Annotated in this window: 17 protein-coding genes; 5 read left to right on the top strand and 12 right to left on the bottom strand. The window is 49.4% G+C overall.

Annotated elements, in window-relative coordinates:
* Nucleotides 1-90: 90 nt before the first annotated feature.
* From L2713_RS12770 to sirA, 10 genes are all read right to left on the bottom strand, one after another.
* On the bottom strand, nucleotides 91-978 hold the full coding sequence (locus L2713_RS12770; RefSeq protein ID WP_248968157.1) for an ABC transporter permease: 888 nt from the start codon (nucleotides 976-978) through the stop codon (nucleotides 91-93).
* Nucleotides 975-2,021 (bottom strand): ABC transporter ATP-binding protein, encoded by a 1,047-nt coding sequence (locus L2713_RS12765; RefSeq protein WP_248968156.1) that lies wholly within the window; start codon nucleotides 2,019-2,021, stop codon nucleotides 975-977. The genes L2713_RS12770 and L2713_RS12765 overlap by 4 nt, the downstream gene beginning before the upstream one ends.
* Nucleotides 2,002-3,291, bottom strand: a complete 1,290-nt coding sequence (gene nosD, locus L2713_RS12760) for a nitrous oxide reductase family maturation protein NosD (RefSeq protein ID WP_248968155.1) — start codon at nucleotides 3,289-3,291, stop codon at nucleotides 2,002-2,004. The genes L2713_RS12765 and nosD overlap by 20 nt, the downstream gene beginning before the upstream one ends.
* Nucleotides 3,292-3,300: 9 nt before the next feature.
* Nucleotides 3,301-3,792 carry a nitrous oxide reductase accessory protein NosL gene (locus tag L2713_RS12755; RefSeq protein WP_248968154.1) on the bottom strand — a complete coding sequence of 164 codons (492 nt, stop codon included), beginning with the start codon at nucleotides 3,790-3,792 and terminating at the stop codon, nucleotides 3,301-3,303.
* Between the two features lie 119 nt (nucleotides 3,793-3,911).
* Nucleotides 3,912-4,859 carry an NrfD/PsrC family molybdoenzyme membrane anchor subunit gene (gene nrfD, locus L2713_RS12750; protein ID WP_011621295.1) on the bottom strand — a complete coding sequence of 316 codons (948 nt, stop codon included), beginning with the start codon at nucleotides 4,857-4,859 and terminating at the stop codon, nucleotides 3,912-3,914.
* A 2-nt stretch (nucleotides 4,860-4,861) separates the two neighbouring features.
* A complete protein-coding gene (locus L2713_RS12745) occupies nucleotides 4,862-5,569 on the bottom strand; it encodes a 4Fe-4S dicluster domain-containing protein (RefSeq protein WP_011627331.1) in 708 nt (235 codons plus the stop codon).
* Between the two features lie 86 nt (nucleotides 5,570-5,655).
* Nucleotides 5,656-6,330, bottom strand: a complete 675-nt coding sequence (locus L2713_RS12740; protein WP_248968153.1) for a tetratricopeptide repeat protein — start codon at nucleotides 6,328-6,330, stop codon at nucleotides 5,656-5,658.
* Nucleotides 6,331-6,394: 64 nt separating this feature from the next.
* On the bottom strand, nucleotides 6,395-7,174 hold the full coding sequence (locus L2713_RS12735) for an FKBP-type peptidyl-prolyl cis-trans isomerase (RefSeq protein WP_248968152.1): 780 nt from the start codon (nucleotides 7,172-7,174) through the stop codon (nucleotides 6,395-6,397).
* A gap of 93 nt (nucleotides 7,175-7,267) precedes the next feature.
* On the bottom strand, nucleotides 7,268-7,711 hold the full coding sequence (locus L2713_RS12730; RefSeq protein ID WP_248968151.1) for a rhodanese-like domain-containing protein: 444 nt from the start codon (nucleotides 7,709-7,711) through the stop codon (nucleotides 7,268-7,270).
* Between the two features lie 58 nt (nucleotides 7,712-7,769).
* Nucleotides 7,770-9,899: a dissimilatory sulfite reductase SirA gene (sirA, locus tag L2713_RS12725; protein WP_248968150.1), complete on the bottom strand. Its 2,130-nt coding sequence runs from the start codon at nucleotides 9,897-9,899 to the stop codon at nucleotides 7,770-7,772.
* 547 nt (nucleotides 9,900-10,446) lie between these two features.
* Here sirA and L2713_RS12720 point away from each other — a divergent pair.
* The 4 genes from L2713_RS12720 to L2713_RS12705 all read left to right on the top strand — a co-directional run bounded on the left by L2713_RS12720 (nucleotide 10,447) and on the right by L2713_RS12705 (nucleotide 14,415).
* On the top strand, nucleotides 10,447-12,486 hold the full coding sequence (locus L2713_RS12720) for a heme lyase CcmF/NrfE family subunit (protein WP_248968149.1): 2,040 nt from the start codon (nucleotides 10,447-10,449) through the stop codon (nucleotides 12,484-12,486).
* Nucleotides 12,483-12,917, top strand: coding sequence for a cytochrome c-type biogenesis protein (locus tag L2713_RS12715; protein WP_248968148.1), 435 nt, complete (start codon nucleotides 12,483-12,485; stop codon nucleotides 12,915-12,917). Before L2713_RS12720 ends, L2713_RS12715 begins: the two co-directional genes overlap by 4 nt.
* 70 nt (nucleotides 12,918-12,987) lie before the next feature.
* Entirely contained in the window at nucleotides 12,988-13,572 is a 585-nt protein-coding gene (locus L2713_RS12710; protein ID WP_248968147.1) for a TlpA family protein disulfide reductase, read from the top strand.
* Between the two features lie 264 nt (nucleotides 13,573-13,836).
* Nucleotides 13,837-14,415 (top strand): nucleoside triphosphate pyrophosphohydrolase family protein, encoded by a 579-nt coding sequence (locus tag L2713_RS12705; protein WP_011621286.1) that lies wholly within the window; start codon nucleotides 13,837-13,839, stop codon nucleotides 14,413-14,415.
* 58 nt (nucleotides 14,416-14,473) lie between these two features.
* Here the strand turns inward: L2713_RS12705 and L2713_RS12700 are convergent, their stop codons facing one another.
* Together L2713_RS12700 and L2713_RS12695 are read right to left on the bottom strand one after the other, a co-directional pair.
* Nucleotides 14,474-14,701 (bottom strand): helix-turn-helix domain-containing protein, encoded by a 228-nt coding sequence (locus L2713_RS12700; RefSeq protein WP_086903013.1) that lies wholly within the window; start codon nucleotides 14,699-14,701, stop codon nucleotides 14,474-14,476.
* Between the two features lie 2 nt (nucleotides 14,702-14,703).
* Entirely contained in the window at nucleotides 14,704-15,222 is a 519-nt protein-coding gene (locus tag L2713_RS12695) for a DUF2975 domain-containing protein (protein WP_109286855.1), read from the bottom strand.
* Between the two features lie 157 nt (nucleotides 15,223-15,379).
* Between L2713_RS12695 and L2713_RS12690 the strand changes: the two genes are divergently transcribed.
* Nucleotides 15,380-17,440 carry a S9 family peptidase gene (locus L2713_RS12690; RefSeq protein ID WP_248968146.1) on the top strand — a complete coding sequence of 687 codons (2,061 nt, stop codon included), beginning with the start codon at nucleotides 15,380-15,382 and terminating at the stop codon, nucleotides 17,438-17,440.
* Nucleotides 17,441-17,477 lie beyond the last annotated feature (37 nt).

The raw sequence follows: 17,477 nt of genomic DNA, 5'->3' as shown, positions 1-17,477 counted from the left end.
TTTTACTTCTTAACAACATAAAATACTGTGACCCTATACTCAGTTTACCCATTGTTTATAAAGCATAAATTTAAACTAATGCAGAAAAAACTAAACCTCTTGCCTCGCAAAAATCCAGCAGGCTAGTAATCCTAAAAGCCCTATCCAAGTCGCCAGCATGGCGTACATCAGCACAGGCCCCATCCCCGTTTGGGCAATCAGGGCCAGACTACTCTTCGCCGACAGGGTATCGGCGGGATTGGCGAGCAGGTTCAAGGCACGGAAAAGATCGGTAGGATTAATTAAAATCAATAGGTTAAATAGCTGGCGATTGAACACTTCCGCCAGACTCACCAGCGCCGTGAGTAGCACTAAGTCATAAACCAAGACCAGCACAAACCACAGTAGCAGTAATATGCCTAGGGCTTTGGCCTTTTCGCGCACACACAGACTCACGCAATAACCCAAAAGCACAAACACCAGCGACAGCAAAATACCGCTGCCAATCAAATGGATAAACCCGATAATTAAGGCGTGTCTTAAGTGTTCGTCAACAAAGGTAAGCAGTAGTAATGCCGTCGCGCCAAACCCCATCATACAGGCTGCAATCATCACATAGGCATGGCCGAGCAACTTGCCACACACCAAGTGCCAACGGGCCAAGGGATAGGTGAGTAGCAGCAATAGCGTGCCCGACTCACGCTCGCCAACAAAACTGTCGTAGCTGAGTAAAATCGCGCCCAAGGGCAAGATAAACACCGCCAGCGTGACTAAACCCGAGAAGATTTGTGCGCTCTCGAGCAGCACTACAGTGCCCGACACGGCGCTGCCCATAAAGCTCACGCACAGGGACAAAATCAACAAGATACCCGCCATCAAACCTAGCCAACGGTTGCGTAAATTGTCCTTAAACTCTTTCACAGCAACGGCTTGAATCAGTGTTAGCGCCCGTGGAGGGCAATATTGGGCAGCTTCTTGCTCGATACTTATCTGACTCATGCCACTAACTCCCTTTGATCTTGCTCTTCTTCAACCGCCGAGCGCACGGTTGATGAATTAGGGCGATTCAGCCCTGCCATAAAGTGATGGAAAATATCCTGCAAGCTCGGTGGCGCAATGGAAAACTCATGGATTTTAAGGAGATGTAATTGCTCGATAACCTTGGGCTTAAGCGCATCGGGCACACTAAAGCACACGCTGTTTGCGCTTGAGTGATTCCGCATTGAGGCGAACAGTGGCAGAGCCATTAGCTGCTGATATTGCCAAGGCGAAACGCGGTGCAACTCAAGCTGACTTGGCAGCGCGCTGATTGCCCTAAGCTGCGATAAATCACCTGCGGCGAGCAGCCGACCTTGGCCTAAGATCAGCGCACTATCCATTTGATCTTGCACTAATCCTAACTCGTGGGTACTGATGATGATGGCGCAGCCCTGCGCCTTCAATTGCGCCATTTTCTGATATAAAAATGCCGATGCGAGGGGATCTAAGCCTACAGTCGGTTCATCCAGCAACAGCACCTTAGGATCGGCCAATACCGCCTGAGCTAATCCCAAACGTTGGCGCATGCCCTTGGAAAAGGTGCTTAGGCGTTTATCCTTGGCCGCCATCAGGCCAAATTCTTCCAGCAAAATGGATATACGCTTGGGGGCAACACCCTTGAGTTTGGCTAAATAGCTTAAGATCTCCTGCGCCGTCATATTGTCATAAAAGCTCACATTTTCAGGCAAATAGCCTAATGAAAGGTTGGCGTTGGATCGCTTGGTATGCAGAGGTTGTCCCTGCACAAATAGCTCGCCATGGCTTGGGGAGACAAGGCCTAAGATCATTTTAATCAGGGTCGATTTACCCGCACCATTGTGGCCGAGTAGCGCTAAAGTTTGGCCTGCTTGCAGTTCAAAATGAAGATCCGTGAGCGCCTCAAATGTCGCATAACGCTTGCAAAGCCCGATGGCCTTAATCGCCACTTGCCCTTGGGATGAAGCCTCGTTTGTCATCAAGGTCAGCGCCTGTTTATGCTGTGCATCATTGCTGAAATGGCTCATTGCCCATCTCCTCGGTTTTCCATCCCATTAAGGGAAAGCTGTCACTCACACCACTTGCACCCGTTGGCTGAAACTGCCGCTCCACCCAACGCAGCAGCAAGACCACAGGGCTTTCCATCAGCAGTTTCGCCTCGGGATAGAGCCAAAAGAGTTTGTCTAAGCTATCGTTGGGCCGATGGGCGATATCCCCGACGCCGTCGCCATTAGTGTCCCAACCCTGATATTCGGACCAGTAATTGCCCTGCCCCTGATAACTCCACTCGAGTTGTGCCTCGCCAACGTATTTGACTTGGGTTTGGTTGGCTAAAATACGATTTTGCCAGAGGCGATTTGCTTCGCCGCCCATAGCCATGCTGATCCCAGTATCGCTATGGCTAAACTCATTCGCCTCGATGCGATTATTCTGCGCGGCGTAGATAAAAATACCCTTGCCCTCGTTACCCAGCTCCAGCGAACCTTGGGGATTGACCACCTCAGTCGCGATATTCGCCTGAATATGGGCATCGTTTGTGATATTGAGTAGAATGCCAAAGTCCCGCGCTTGGCTGACCTTGTTGTGGTGTAGAAAGATGTGCTGCGAGTTCATCAAGGCATAACCGCCATCGACGCTAATGGCTTGATTGTTTGAGGCCTCATCGCCTCGGGTGTACATGTAATGGATGCCGTATTGCAGCTTAGCGAATTGATTATGGTGGATTTGGCTGTCCGTCACCGACTCGAGATACACGCCATCGCGTACAAAAATAAAATGGTTATCTTGCACTTGGGGCGCACTCACATGCTTGAGAAAGACGCCGTCCCCCCTATCCAACACATAAATGGCACCATTGCCGCTGATGCAGTTTTCCGTAATGCGGGGCGCACTCAGCTGCTCGCCATAGATACCAAAGCCATCACCCACTAGCCGATTGCCCTTAATGAGCACTTCGTCAGCCCCCGCTTGCAGCAAGATCCCCGCATTCTGGTAATAGAGATCTCGCCCCCAGTGACGGATATTCAGCCCTTCGACTATCACCTTGGGCGCTGCAATGGTTAAGGCGCTACCTTGACGCAAAGCATCTAGGGTTGCCCCCGCTTCGCCCTTAAGATGAATCGCGCGGCTGACATTAAAATTGCCTTCGTAAACGGCGGTGGCGAGCACAACAGTGTCGCCATCCTGCGCCCGCGCGAGGGCTTGGGTTAGAGCCGCAGTATCCGTGACCCTAAACTCCTGCGCCAACCCAACGAGGGAGAAGCTACAGAGCCAGCCGAGGAGCAAGCAGCGCCACATAGCAATCGCCTACTTATCGCCGGCCAGTAATTCGAGGCTGATCTCATCGAATCGAAGCACGCGGCCACCGTATTCTTGAGCAAAGGCCTCGGCGGCGGCTTTAGTGCTAAAAGGTGCTACAGCAGGCCCCATCACGGCTTTTTTACTGGTGCCGTAGACATAAAACGCACTGGTGGCATCGATAAAGGCGCCATCGTCTGGCTGTTCCCAGTCGGTCGATGCGGCGTCATGCACCATCATGTACTCAATTTGTCTTTTGTTTTCAGGCTGTAGGGCAAAGTTAAACATATCGCGGCTGGAGCAAAACTTAGGCACCATCTTCTCGGCCTTCAAATGCACTTGCCCCTTAGGTCCAGGGTATTTAGTGATCACCATGCCGCAGAGATGGCAGCGGTCATGCTCGTGGATCATCTCGGCTTTATGTTGATGATCAGTGGCTTCACTCTTATTGCAACCCAATAACAAAGGAGCGGCTAGTAGCAAACTTAAGTACTTTTTCATCCTGTTATTCCTTGAAAAATATCAACGCCTCGCCAAGGCACCTTGCAGGGACAGACCTCTTGCGACGAGGGTTGATACAAAAATGGTTCTTAGCTCAGGCCCTTGGCCTTAGCTCTGGGTTAAATCGCGTAGTTTTGTCCCGCCAACAGGATGAAGAGTCGCAGGCACATCATGCCCACGACCGCGCACATGCCCGACATATAAAACGCTTTGGCCGAATGGCTAAAATGCTTACCCGTGGCGAAGTTAAGGAGCAGCGGCGCACCAAAACCGATACCGACCACACCAATCCAGAATACGCTTGCCCAGATCCCTTCTTGGAAGGCGGCAAAGGCAAACTGGCCTCCAGCATTGCCAGTTAACAGCGCGGTGGCGATCATAAAAATAAACAGGGCTTCGGCGAACATAATCGGCCACTCGGCACCGTGTAGGATCTTCATCTCGCCGCTGTGTAAAGGTTCTTTAAACAACCACACCGCCAGCATTTTGGCCGAGGCGCCGCCCGCTGAAAGCCCCGAAGCAATAAACAGCGCAGGCAATACCGAGGTGTTGATCAGCGGGAAGCGGATCAAGGCGGAGATTAAGAAGCCGGTGTAAGCACAGACGGATAACGCCAGTAATAACACCAGTGCTTCCATCGGGCGTCTAAAGCCCTTCAGCTTAGTGATGATGGGGCCGAGGAACTGCAATTGGGGAATGGCCATCAGCTCTTTTTCGAGGGCGAATAGCGCGACCACAGCCACTAACGGGATATACACCGACAGGGCAATCACACCAATCGACATCACAGAATTTAAGTTGTAGAACACCAAAATTCGCCAGAAGAATAAGGGGTTAGTCAGGTCGAGCACCAGACACAACATCCCTAAACTGATAGTGACAAACGACAGTAGAGTCGCCGCTTTTAAGAAGGCGGTATTTTCAACCTGACCTAAGTAAAACCGCAGCGCCAGCGCAATGGTTAGCGCCCCGCCCGAGATGCCCGCGAAGAACAAATACACCGCAATCGGCCAAGGCCAAGCGACGCCTTGGGAGAGGCCTAAGGTAAATTCCATACTGGTATCCATATTTACACTCCCAGTTTGACGATTGGTATGTAACGTAAGCTCGGCTCGGTGCCAAACTGCGGCTTAATCCGCACTGAATCTTTTACCGCTAAGAGTTTGCTTACGTAGGATTGAGGATCGTTGGCATCACCGAAGATCAGCGCATCGTATTTACAGCTCTGCACACAGGCGGGCAATTCGCCCTTGGCTAACTTGCTGTTCAAACAGAAATCGCAGTTATCGGCCACATCGGTATCGCTGTTGATGTAGCGGGCGTTGTAAGGACAAGCCCCAATGCAGTATTTACAGCCGGCGCATTTGCTCGCATCCATAGTCACAATGCCGGTTTTCGCATCGCGGTGCGCCGCGCCCGTAGGGCAAACGGTCACACAGGGGGCGTTCTTGCATTGCTGGCAGGAAACCCGCACAAACTTACGTTCACAGTCACAACTCATCTTGCCGCAGTGTGGACAAGGCTGACCTTCGACACGGCCACTCTGCTGCTCGAGCAACACCCGTGACTTGCCTTCGGGCAACTGGTTGGCTTGATTACAGGCGGTTTTACAGTCGCCACAGCCGACACACTTGTTTTGGTCAAAGACCATGACGTAATGGGGCTTATGGGCGCCGTCGGACTCTTCTTTGACCGAACACCCGGCTAAAGGCGTTAACATCAAAGAGCACATGCCAGCGCTTTTAAGGAACCTCCGTCTCTCTATATTTTCACTCACAACATCCTCCATCTATCGGTTTTATACCGACGTTTTTATTTATATCGTTATCGTTCCAACATGCCTGAAAGTGGCTAGCGACTTGATTAATATCCACTTTCATTCAATTTGCTTTGGGCCTTGCCGATGGCGTTTAACAGGGCCTCACGATTAATCTCTGCCCTTGGCTGCGCCAACAATGCTTGCCAATGGTCTATCGCCTCTTGGTAGCGCCCATGGAGATAGGCATCGTTGGCCTGTAGCATCCGCGTCTGCGGCTCAAAGGGCGCGAGCGCCAAGATCTGTGCAATCAGTGCTTGGGTCTCTGCGGTCATTTGCCGACCATCGCGGTAATAGAGGGCATTGGCCTTAGCGCCGAGCACCTCTGCATCCTCCCCCACCAAGGCAAGCAGTTTGTCTAGGGTCTGCACCGCATCAGCATATAAGCCTCCCGCGCTGTAAGCCTCGGCAAGCGCCTGTAATGCCAACGGGTTTTGCGGTTGTTCATCCACGAGGCGCAGGGCTTTGGTGATGTCGGCAGCCACTAAATAGTCAATGTTTTCATCGAGCTTGCCTGTGTTCCAATCCTGATAACGCCCCGTTTGGCTATAGATGGCGAGCGTGAGCAATAGCAGAAGCACACTGCACAACACAGGCACGCCATGGGAGACTTGAGACTCTCCCACCAGCGTTTGCCGTTGGTTTAAACGTGCGTGCTGCCAGAAAATCCAAGCCACAAACCCGCTTAATAGGAGTGCTATGGTGAATCCTAAACTTGCCATGCCTTACCTCGACGCTCGCCTATCCAAGTTCATCACTCACTGAACCTAAGCCAATGTTTAGCCCTTAGTGGGCTGGCATCATGCCCATCATGCGGGCTTCTTTTTTCTCGCTGGGCTTTTCGATATTTTTCAGTTCGATTTCAAAAATTAAGGTGGATTGCGGCGGGATTTCACCGACAAATTCATTGCCGTAGGCCAGCTCTGCCGGGATTACAAAACGGTATTTAGAGCCCATAGGCATGAGTTTTAAGCCCTCTTCCCAACCAGGGATCACTGTCATCAGGGCGAAACGTGTGGGTTCCTCACGGCCAACGGTGTTTTCAAACTCGGTGCCATCGATAAGCTTGCCGACGTACTCGACGGTGACCACATCCTCTGGGTTGGGCTTATTGCCTGTACCTTGAGTTAACACTTCGTATTGCAGGCCTGACTCTGTAACGGTTACGCCTGATTTCTTCTTATTTTCAGCAAGATATGCTTCACCTGCCTTAGTGTTTTCCGCAGCGAGCTTCTCGGCGTTAGCCTTTCTCACTTGGTTTAACTCTTCGGCGCGTTGGTTTAGATAGGTCAGCACTTCTTCATCGGTTAATTGCTGCTGCTTTTTCAGCGCATCGACAAAGCCCTGCACCACTAAGTCCACATTCACCTCGGCGCCCAGTTCGACTTGGTTATAAATCTGGCCAGAAATGTAGTTACCTACAGAGGCGCCGATGCTGTAGGACGCTTTATCCGCATCGGTTTTAAGCGTTGGGGCAGCAAAGCTCGCCATAGAGACAAACAATGCAGCGCAGGTCGCCACTGTGAGGGTTTTTGGGATAAAAGAAGTTGGCATAGATATTTTCATTTTATGTTCTCTACAATTTAGCCCTTGGGCTTTAGTGCTTTAGCCGAAAACGTATGGGTAACCCCATAACCGATTAAAATATTTATTTGATTACTATGGTTTTTCTGTTGTTCTGCCTGACATACGCCAGCCGAAGATGCCATCGGCCATATGGCGCACACCTGTGTAACCTAGCTTCATGGTTTCCCGTGCGGCCATGTTGCTGGCGGTGCAAAGACGGTTGGCGCAATAGAACACCATCACAGCGTCTTTATTCTTTGGCAGTAGCTCTCGCCAATTCTGCACATTGAAAAACACCGCTCCGGGGATAAAACCATCCGCCCAGATTTCCAGCGTGTTTACATCGAAAAAATACACCCCGGGCTTGCCGACTAAGGTTTCGGCTTCCCGCATGGAAATCGGATTCAACTGAATTTCGTTATAGGGCGCCTCGGAGATCTCAGAGCCCCCACCAGCCGCGACGGGTAAACTCATACCCCCTAGGCCCAGTGCCAGTAAGCCGCCTAACAGGCTGTGTCGAATCGCTTTATTCATCATTTGGCCTCGTATAGCCCCCGACACTCGCGTGTCGGGGACAAGTTAGACTCGAGTCGAACTACATTTTCTGTGCGCTCAGGCCGTTGCCATCGATAATGGCTTGGGCTTGAGTGACATAGGTCAAAGCAGCGTCGAGACGTTTCAGTGAGTAACGTGGACCATGGACACCCCATGAGCCGTCAGCCTTGATCAGGCGAACAACGTCTTGGGCTTTGTCGGTCAACATCAACACTTGAGTCTTGTCTTCTACCGACAGCTTGGTGACTTCTAACAGCTTGTCGATACGGGCAAGGGCTTGTTCTACTTGAGCAAAAGTATCCTTAACGGGTTTTTGCCACTTTTGAACTTCGCCGTAGATTTCCAGCTGATCTTCGAAGTGCAGGCCGACTTCTAGCTCAGATTGGAACTGGCTATGACAACCTTTGTTATCCACCACATCATGGTCTGAGGCCGATGTACGGGCACAGGTCCACATCAGGTCGAGGTAGTTGTAGCCGTTCTCGTCTTTCGCCACAGTCCAGCCCTTAGTGGTCGCATCGCGAGACTTGCCTTCAGGTGGGTTGAGGGTCTTACGCAGTGGGTCGACATCAATCTTCCACATGTGTGACTTACGTACGTTGTCGAAGCCCGCCATATCTGGGAATTGGATCGCCGTGAAGTTTTCACAACTTCCCATGTTTGGCATGTGGCAGCTTTGGCAAGTTTGATTGCTGTGGGTGTTAGTGTTCTTGGCGATCTCGGCTTGGGCCGTGTGACAGTCAGTACACTCTTTGATAATTTTTGGCTTAGTCATACCCGTAGTCCAATCACCGTCGGTGACTTCGTGCGGATCGTGACAGGTTGAACAACGCATGCCTTTGTCATAGTGCGCTGAGGCAAACATTTGCGAACCTTCAGTACCACAGGATGGGCAAGATGACTTCATCTTCACGTTGAAGGCATATTCCAGCTTTTCTTTACCCTGTGGCGTATCGGCTAACTCTTCAACAAAGTTAAAGCGTTGGTGACAACGTTCACAGTTAGATGGCATGCCGCCACCGATACCACCGTCTAAGTGGCCGCCCGCACCGTGACACTCTTCACAGGTAATCCCTTTGGCAATAGTGTGCTTTTGCAGCTCTTTCGGGTTACCTAAAGCCGCGAAAAATTCATCTTTGGTTTGGAAGTCAAACTTAAAGGTGTGGCACATTTCGCAATAGGAGCTAGCCGGTTGGAACAGGAATTCCTTCTCATACTTAGCACCGTATGAACTCATACCCCATTGGTGTGAACCGCTGGTACCGAAGTCTTCCATTTTGACGGGGAAGCTTGGGATAGCTTTGTTGATTTTGGCTGCCATTTCAGGGGTTAACCACTCAGCCCAACCACGGGAGAACTGGTTACCACCGGCGACCATAGTTCCAGTGCCATCCTTCAACAGACCGTCTTTCACGTGGTAAGTACCGCGCACTAGGTAGGCGTCAATAAAGCCATATTTAGTCCGTGGCGTACCCACTGTCGCGTAGATAGCATCTGGCGTAATACCCGATGGCAGAATCGAGGTATCCTTAGTGCCATACATGGTTTTCTTCAGGTCGTTATCGACCTCAGGGTGCTCGCCAGGGAAGCGAATCGTCTTAGAGTGGCGTGAACGTCTCCACTTCTCGTATTGCGGACCATGACACTCACCGCATTTTTCTGGGCCGACAAACTTGTTCGGGAAATCTAAAATCGATTTCGCCCCTAAACGGTATTGCAGTGCCTTAGGACGCTGGCCATCGTTATAGGAGCTGTAACGCACTGCGGTGCCATCAGTGGGGTTCACTTCTTTACTGTGTTTGCTGTAAGCAACACTGTCACCACCGTGCAAATATTCTTCACCACGGTCACTGACTTTATAAGTGCCCTTTAATCGACCTTCAGCGTCGTATTTAAAAACTGGGTGATTTTCAAATAGAAAATCAAACAATTCTTGCTCTTGAACAATATAATCCTGCAGTGTTTTCACACCGCGGGATTTCTCCATTAAATTTTCATTTAAATTGGGGTTAGCCAGAATATCTTGAGTATAGTGGGATTGTTGTTTATTACCCACTCCAGGTACCACTTTCCCCTCCGACTTAGCATCGGCAGCGACTGTGGTAGCGCTTACGGCAGAACCTAAACAAAATAGCACGCTTAATGCTACTTTGGATTTCCATCGCTTCATCATTCACTCCTAATTTATCATTAGTTTTATATTTTCCACTGAACCTAACTGTTCACTGAACGACATAAACAATTGACCAGTGGCGGCATGATGAAGCAGCTAAACGCCTAAAAACCTGAGCTAGTGCACATTAAATTTTGATTCAAAAATCAATAGAAATAAAAAGGAACAAATAAAATAAAACCAATAACTTAACGTAAATAAAAGAAAAATATTTTAGAAATAAATCGTGGTTTTTGAGATCTAAAAAGACCTAAAAAATGGTTTTATTTTTCAAAAATCACCAAAGGGAAAAGTGACGATTTTAATGCCGAGACAGATCACATTCCTAGCCGAAAAACTCCGCTACCCTGCCAGTCAATCCAAAGCGGGTGAAATGTTCGAGATATTTAAAAGCACTCAAAATTAAAAATAAGATGCATCAAAAATAATCCAGCGAGTATTGACATAAAGCTTAAATTAACACGCTCGAACATTATCAACGTTAAATTTCACCATTAATGAACAGCCAATAAATCAGATTAACCATGCAACACAGGAAATCACTATGATAAGTATGTCCCCAGAAATAGGTCACCTATTGCTCATCATAAGTACTGTGTTGGCATTATTCTCCGCAATCACTCACTTTATTGGCACTCATCAGCCACAACTTTATTTAATCGAGTTCGGCAATAAATTATTTAATGCCATGTTTATAAGCTTATTGGGCGCACTCTTATGCCTTATTTATAGCTTTATTAGCGATGACTTTTCGGTTGCCTATGTGGCGAACCATTCCAATAGCCAACTCGCCCTCGGTTATAAAATTGCCGCAGTCTGGGGCAGCCATGAAGGCTCTATGCTGTTTTGGGTGTTCGCCATCGCGTTATGGGGTGCCATCATCAATTGCCGCCAAGCGGGTAAATTCGTCGACTTAGATAACGCCGATGTGCAGACTGATAAAGCCTACTTTGCACGGCTACTGGCGATTCTCGCGCTCGTTATCCTCGGCTTTAATCTGTTTTTACTCTTTACCTCCAATCCCTTTGCCCGATTACTACCTAACATCCCCATTGAAGGGCGCGACCTCAATCCGATATTGCAGGACATTGGCCTCATACTGCACCCACCTATGCTGTTTTTAGGCTATGTCGGGCTGACGGTATGCTTTGCCGCGGCGCTGTCATCCCTACTGGGTGGCGCATTAGTGCATCGTCACCTCGAATACTTGCGGCCTTGGGTATTACTGGCGTGGATTTTCCTCACGGGAGGCAATGCCTTTGGTTCTTGGTGGGCCTATAACGAATTGGGTTGGGGTGGTTGGTGGTTTTGGGATCCCGTTGAAAATGCTTCTTTTATTCCTTGGCTAGTCGCCACAGCGCTGGTGCATTCTTTAGTGCTGACCAGAAAGACCCAAGGCTTTGCCCTCACCACGCTATTTTTGTGCATCTTGGCATTCTCGCTGAGCTTACTCGGCAGCTTTTTGGTGCGTTCCGGCATAGTGCAATCGGTACATGCCTTCGCGGCGGATCCCACCAGAGGCATGTCAATCCTATGTTTATTGGTGCTGTTTGTCGGTGCGGCGCTGCTGATTTTTGCGCTCAAAGCCCAAGCCTTGAAGCATGAGGTAAGCCCTAGCCTATTGAGCAAAGAGACACTGTTACTGCTTGGCATCATAGTACTGGTGGTTGCAGCCTTTTCCGTTCTGTTGGGCACCTTTTATCCCCTGCTATACGAGTTGTTAGGCTTAGGCACTCTGTCGGTCGGCGCCCCTTACTTTAATGCGATTTTTGTCCCACTGACCTTTATCGCGGTGATGCTAATGGGCATAGCGCCGTTAATTGCTTGGGGACAATCGCGCGGCAAGCCACTCAAGGTATTAGCCTTGCCTTTTATCGCCATTGTGATTATCGCGGCGCTAATGAGTTATCAAACCCAAACCGATGGAGCTCTCTTCCTATTCCTTGGCTGCGCCAGCGCGTTGTTTTTGCTCTGCTGTCTTGGGGTGAGTGTAACAGTGACATCCCAAGCATTGACGCCACCTAAGCCCGCCATATCGACAACATCAAAGCGCGCCAGATTAGCCATGCTAGTCGGCCATTTGGGTGTGGCGGTCAGCATTATCGGCGCGACCTCAGTATCGTTTTTCGAGCAGGAAGCCTTGCTGCGTATGGGGCCTGGCCAAGGTAAACCACTTGCCGATTATGTACTGGTCTACGAAAGCACAGAACCTGTAGAAACCCCAAGTTTTAGCGCGATTCAAGCCAATATCAGTATCCGCGCAGCCAAGCAGGATGACGTAGTGCTGGGTTACCTCCATCCACAGCGACAAACCTTTCATAGCAATGGCATGGAAGTGTCCCATGCGGGTATAGACCATGGTTTTTGGCGGGATCTCTATGTCTCTATGGGGCTACAACTGAGCGACACCGAATACCTGATCCGCATTAGCTATAAGCCCTTGGCGACCTGGATTTGGCTGGGTGCTTTATTGATGATGCTTGCGGGCGCGATTGCCGCTTGGCCAATCAAACAAGGCCACAGAGTCGCACAAACAAAGGCGCTGAATGTAAGTCGCTCACCACAGGAGACAATGACGTTATGAACCCACTGTTTCGCTCGCCCTATTTGAGCCTGTTGTTTTGGTTGCTGTCGCTGAGCCTCTGCTTTGGCGGCGCGACGTTTCTCGCCACGGCGCAGGAGGCCCCCAACCTTGGCGCCTCCTATCAACAGCAAGCCATAGAGATCAGCAAAGTGCTGCGCTGCCCCATGGCGACTAATCAAACCTTATTTGAATCGCAAGCACCGATTGCCCATGAGCTGAAAGGACAAATCTTTTCACTTTTGGAACAAGGCTATAAGCGGGATGAGATCCTCGATTTTATGGTGCAGCGCTATGGCGAAAAAATCCGTTATCAGCCCGAATTTAAGTCCGCCACACTGGCACTCTGGCTCGGCCCGCTCGTGCTGTTAGCCGCAGGATTTGGCTTAGGGTTTGCGCTGTTAAAGCGCAGGCCACAAGTCCCAAACGCATAGCTCCTACGCATAGCCCCTAGAAGATAGCCACTTTTACCCTATTGCTAAGTTTGAATAGAAGGATAACCCCATGAAATCTTACATCGCCAAGCTCGCTCTCCTTTGCACCGCATGGCTGCTGTGCTGCGCCGTTCAGGCCCATTCACTGCAAAACAAACTCTATGACACGGGTGAGCCCATCCCTAAACCCAGAGTCATGACCGGCTTTATCGAGATGCAGCATGCCCGCGGCGTGCCCGAAGTGCCTTTTATCGATGAAGCTGGGCAGACACACAGCTTAAAACAACACCAAGGCAAACTGACCTTAGTGAATCTGTGGGCGACTTGGTGCGTGCCCTGCTTACGGGAAATTCCAGAGCTGCAAAAACTCCAGCAACAATATGTCGATAAGAACATCGCCATAGTGCCCATCTCGATTGATGAAGAAGTAAAAGATGTACGGCCATTTTTGGATCAGCATGGCTTTAGCAACTACCGCACTTGGCTCGACCCAGAAAAAAACATCGAGCAGATCATCCCTGCCAACGTTGTCCCTGCGACCTATGTTTTTGATGCTAAAGGCAACCTAGTCGGTTTTGTCCGTGGCTATCTCGATTGGACCGATAAAGAGGTTGCGCCCTATTTAGATAAGCTTATCGCCAAATATGCCCAGTAATTTCGCTCGGCACTCATTAGCACAGCACTGAAGGGCTAAGTGGGTTTTGACTTAGCCAATCCATGAAATCAAATCTCCGTTCGGTACCCCACCCTAAATCTTTGCCGAAGCCCGCTGCTCCCCGATTTGGCAGCGGGTATTTTTACCCCAAGGCGGACTCGCTTTGTATTCTGCGCCACCTTTCTTTAGAATTGCCGCTGTTATCCATGAATCGATTTTGCAAATCCATTCGTAAAACCCATTGATAAAATCTAAGGCTTCCCGATGAAACTCACTTGTTTAACTCAACCTATTTATGACCACTTGTACCGTGATATCAGTGAGTTTCGCAGCACCTTCGACCTCGCCGTCAACGATGCCAACTCCTTGGATGAAAAGGCCGACACGCTACATACTTCACTGATTATTGAAGAATTAACCGAACTTGCCGAGGCCGATAGCCGTATCGAACAGGCCGATGCCATTGTCGATTCTGTGTATGTATTAATGGGGCGTTTAGTGCATTTAGGCGCGGCTCAAATGAGTGACCGCCTAGAGATCAGCTACCTTATCGACTTGCTGCTGTGTGTAGCTAAAAACCGTGAAATCGACTTTATCGCCTGCTGGGATGAAGTGCATTCGAGCAACATGAGCAAAGTGTGCCGTAATGAGCAGGAACTGACAGAAACTATCGCCTTCTATGCCGAGCAAGGCGTTGAAATCGTTGGCAGCAAAAAAGGCGAGTTTATCATCGCCAAATGCGCCAAGGATGTGGAAATGGCCGGTAAAGTCGTGCGCCAAGGCAAGGTATTAAAGTCGGTGTACTATCGCCCTGCGGATTTAACTCAGTTAGTAAAAGCGTAACACCGCAAACCTAGGCTGCACAGCATGTAGAAACAGCATGCAGCCTAGGCCGCTTCCCTTAGTCCGACGCGTCTTGTTCGGCATCCTTGCGGTATTCCAAAATATCCCCCGGCTGACAGGCCAAGTATTCACAAATACTCGCCAAGGTATCGAAACGCACCCCTTTGACTTTGCCCCGTTTTAACAGCGACAAGTTAGCCTCGGTAATGCCCACCGCTTTGGCCAGCTCCTTAGAGCTCACCTTTCGCACCGCCATCATGACGTCTAAATTAACGATAATATTCAAAATCAAACAAACTCTTGGTTTTCCGCCTCATAATCGCGGGCGGCTTTAAGCAAATACACGATCAGCAACATCAGTAAAATCGTCGATATATTGCCAAAATCGAGCACCAGTTCGATACGACCTTCTTCAAAAAACGACTGATGATAGATACCTATCCCTAAGGTTTGCAGCATCTCAAACACTAAGGCCGCCACTTTTAACCACACTAGCCATAGGTAACATTTCATACTCTCATCACTGAAAAACAGGCCGCGTTGATAGCAGGATAAGAGCCGTTGCAGCCAATACACTCCTAATAAAAATGTGATAAATAAAGGAGTTAACATTGCAAGCAACAGCATTCTGTTGGCGCTTGCGAGGTGCCATAACTCGAGCAACTGGGTGTTACTGCTATTGAAGCGAATATCGTCGTAGGCCCAATAGCAATAAAACAGGTAGCCAACAATGGCTACCGCAGAAAAGAGCACCAGCCAGCGGCAAAACTCACTGATTTTTATTAATTTTTTAAAATTTTGATTCATCAACTCACCCAAACATCACCCTAGATAATTCTTAGCGAACGAACACCAGTATAATCCTTCGACAAAAAATATTACAAAGAAATATAAATTTATTGTTTTACGATAATTAATTTTCGTATTAGCATGTTTTCAATTTCAATACACTCAGGTGACGACAATGCAAAAATTTCCATTCACGAGTCAGTTATGCAGTGCTGCCATTGCCGCCGCACTGCTACTGACGGGTTGCAGCGCCGCTGATACCCAAAATGCACAACCTCAAGTTGCCGCGACGCAACAAACCGAAGCGCCGTTAATTCCCATCGAAAACTTCTTTAACGAGCAGAGCATTCGCCATTTAAAAATGTCCGACGATGGCAAGTGGCTCGCCTTTGTGAAGGAGTACCAAGGGGCAAGCAATATCTTCCTGATGGCCGATAAGGCCGATCTTGCCAGCGCTACGCCACTCACCACCTCCGCCGAACCTATTCGCGACTTCGAATGGTCAGCCAAGGGCAATGACCTGTTCTTTATGAAGGACAAAGGCGGTAATGAGAACACCCAGATTTACAAGCTGAGCTTTGAAGAACACGCGGGCAAGATCACCGCCAAAGAGCAACGCTTAACCCATAAGGACGATGTGCAATACAGCGTGCTCGAGCAGGTAAAAGACAATCCTGATTTGCTGGTTGTTCAAGCCAACCACGACGATTCGAGCCGTATGGATATTTATCTGCTCAACATCCACGATGGCAAGTTAACCCCTATCCTGAAGAACGAACTGAGCTTTACTCAAGTGAAGTTTAACAAGCAGGGCAAACCTGTGATTGCCAGCAGCAGTAATCTCGATAACACCAATGCCTTGTATGTGCTGATCGACGGCAACTGGCGCAAGATCATCCAAAGCGCCAAGGGCGAGAGCATCGATATTCTTAAAGTGAACGATGATAAGAAGCTCGCCTATATCAGCGCCAATATTGGCGATCGCGATAAACAGGAATTGCTGAAAGTCGATCTGATGACGGGTAAATATGAGACGCTGCACAAGGATCCTGATAACGAGGCCGATGTCTATTCGATGCAATTTAACGATGCGGGCGAGCCATTAGCCGTGGCTTACTACGGTGGTCGCTTACGGGTTTATCCCTTAGATGCCGAGTTTGCCCGCCATTGGGATGTGATTAATCGTCATTTTAATCAAGATGTTGAAATCACGATTGGCGAAATGAACGAGAAAACCCACCTGTGGCAAATCCATGTTGCCAGCGACAGAGCAGCTGGAGCTGACTATCAATACAATGCCGCCACTGGGGATATCCATCTGTTAGTCGACATTCCGGCCAGCATTCCTGCGGATCAACTCTCGCCACGCCAATCGATTGTGTATACCGCGCGGGACGGGGTGAAAATCCAAGCCTATTTAACACTGCCTAAGGGTAAACAGACGCAGCTGCCGACCATTATCCTGCCCCATGGCGGCCCTTGGGCACGGGATTTTTGGACGCTCGACTCGGGTTACTTCCACGCAATTGCCCAGTTTTATGCAAACCGTGGCTATGCCGTGTTGCAACCTAACTTCCGTGCCTCAACGGGTTTCGGTAAGAAATTCTTAAACTTAGGTAACAATAATTGGGGGATTGGCAGCATGCAGCACGATCTCACCGATGGAGCCAACTACTTAGTGGCGCAGGGCATTGCCGATAAACAACGTTTAGGGATCTTCGGTGCCTCCTACGGCGGCTATGCGGCGCTGTCTGGCGCGACCTTTACGCCTGACTTGTACCAAGCGGTGATCGCCTATGTGGGACCATCGAGCCTAGTGACGCTGATGAATTCCTTCCCCGACTACTGGCGCCCCTATTTAGGCCAATGGTTTGAGTCGGTGGGTGACCCACAAATTGCCGAGCAGAAGCAAGATATGGAAAAACGCTCGCCAATTAACTATGTCGATAACATCAAGGCACCATTGATGCTGATCCAAGGGGCGAATGACCCACGCGTCACCCAAATAGAATCGGACAATATCGCTAAGAAGATGTACCAAAAGTCTTTGCCTGTTAAGTACATACTGGCGAAAGATGAAGGACATGGATTCAGTAAGCGAGCCAATAAACTGGCCTCGATTGTCGCCACTGAGCAGTTTTTTGCAGAGCACTTAGGTGGGCGTGTCGACACCAATGTGAATCCTGAAATCCTAAAACACTTGGACGGTTTAAACGTCGATATCAGTAAACTTTAATGCGCTAAGGGCAAGCTAAGGCTTGCCCTTTTTATTG

It is taken from the genome of Shewanella seohaensis (assembly GCF_023283775.1).
GTDB classification, from domain to species: domain Bacteria; phylum Pseudomonadota; class Gammaproteobacteria; order Enterobacterales; family Shewanellaceae; genus Shewanella; species Shewanella seohaensis.
This window is presented reverse-complemented; position numbering and strand designations above follow the sequence as displayed.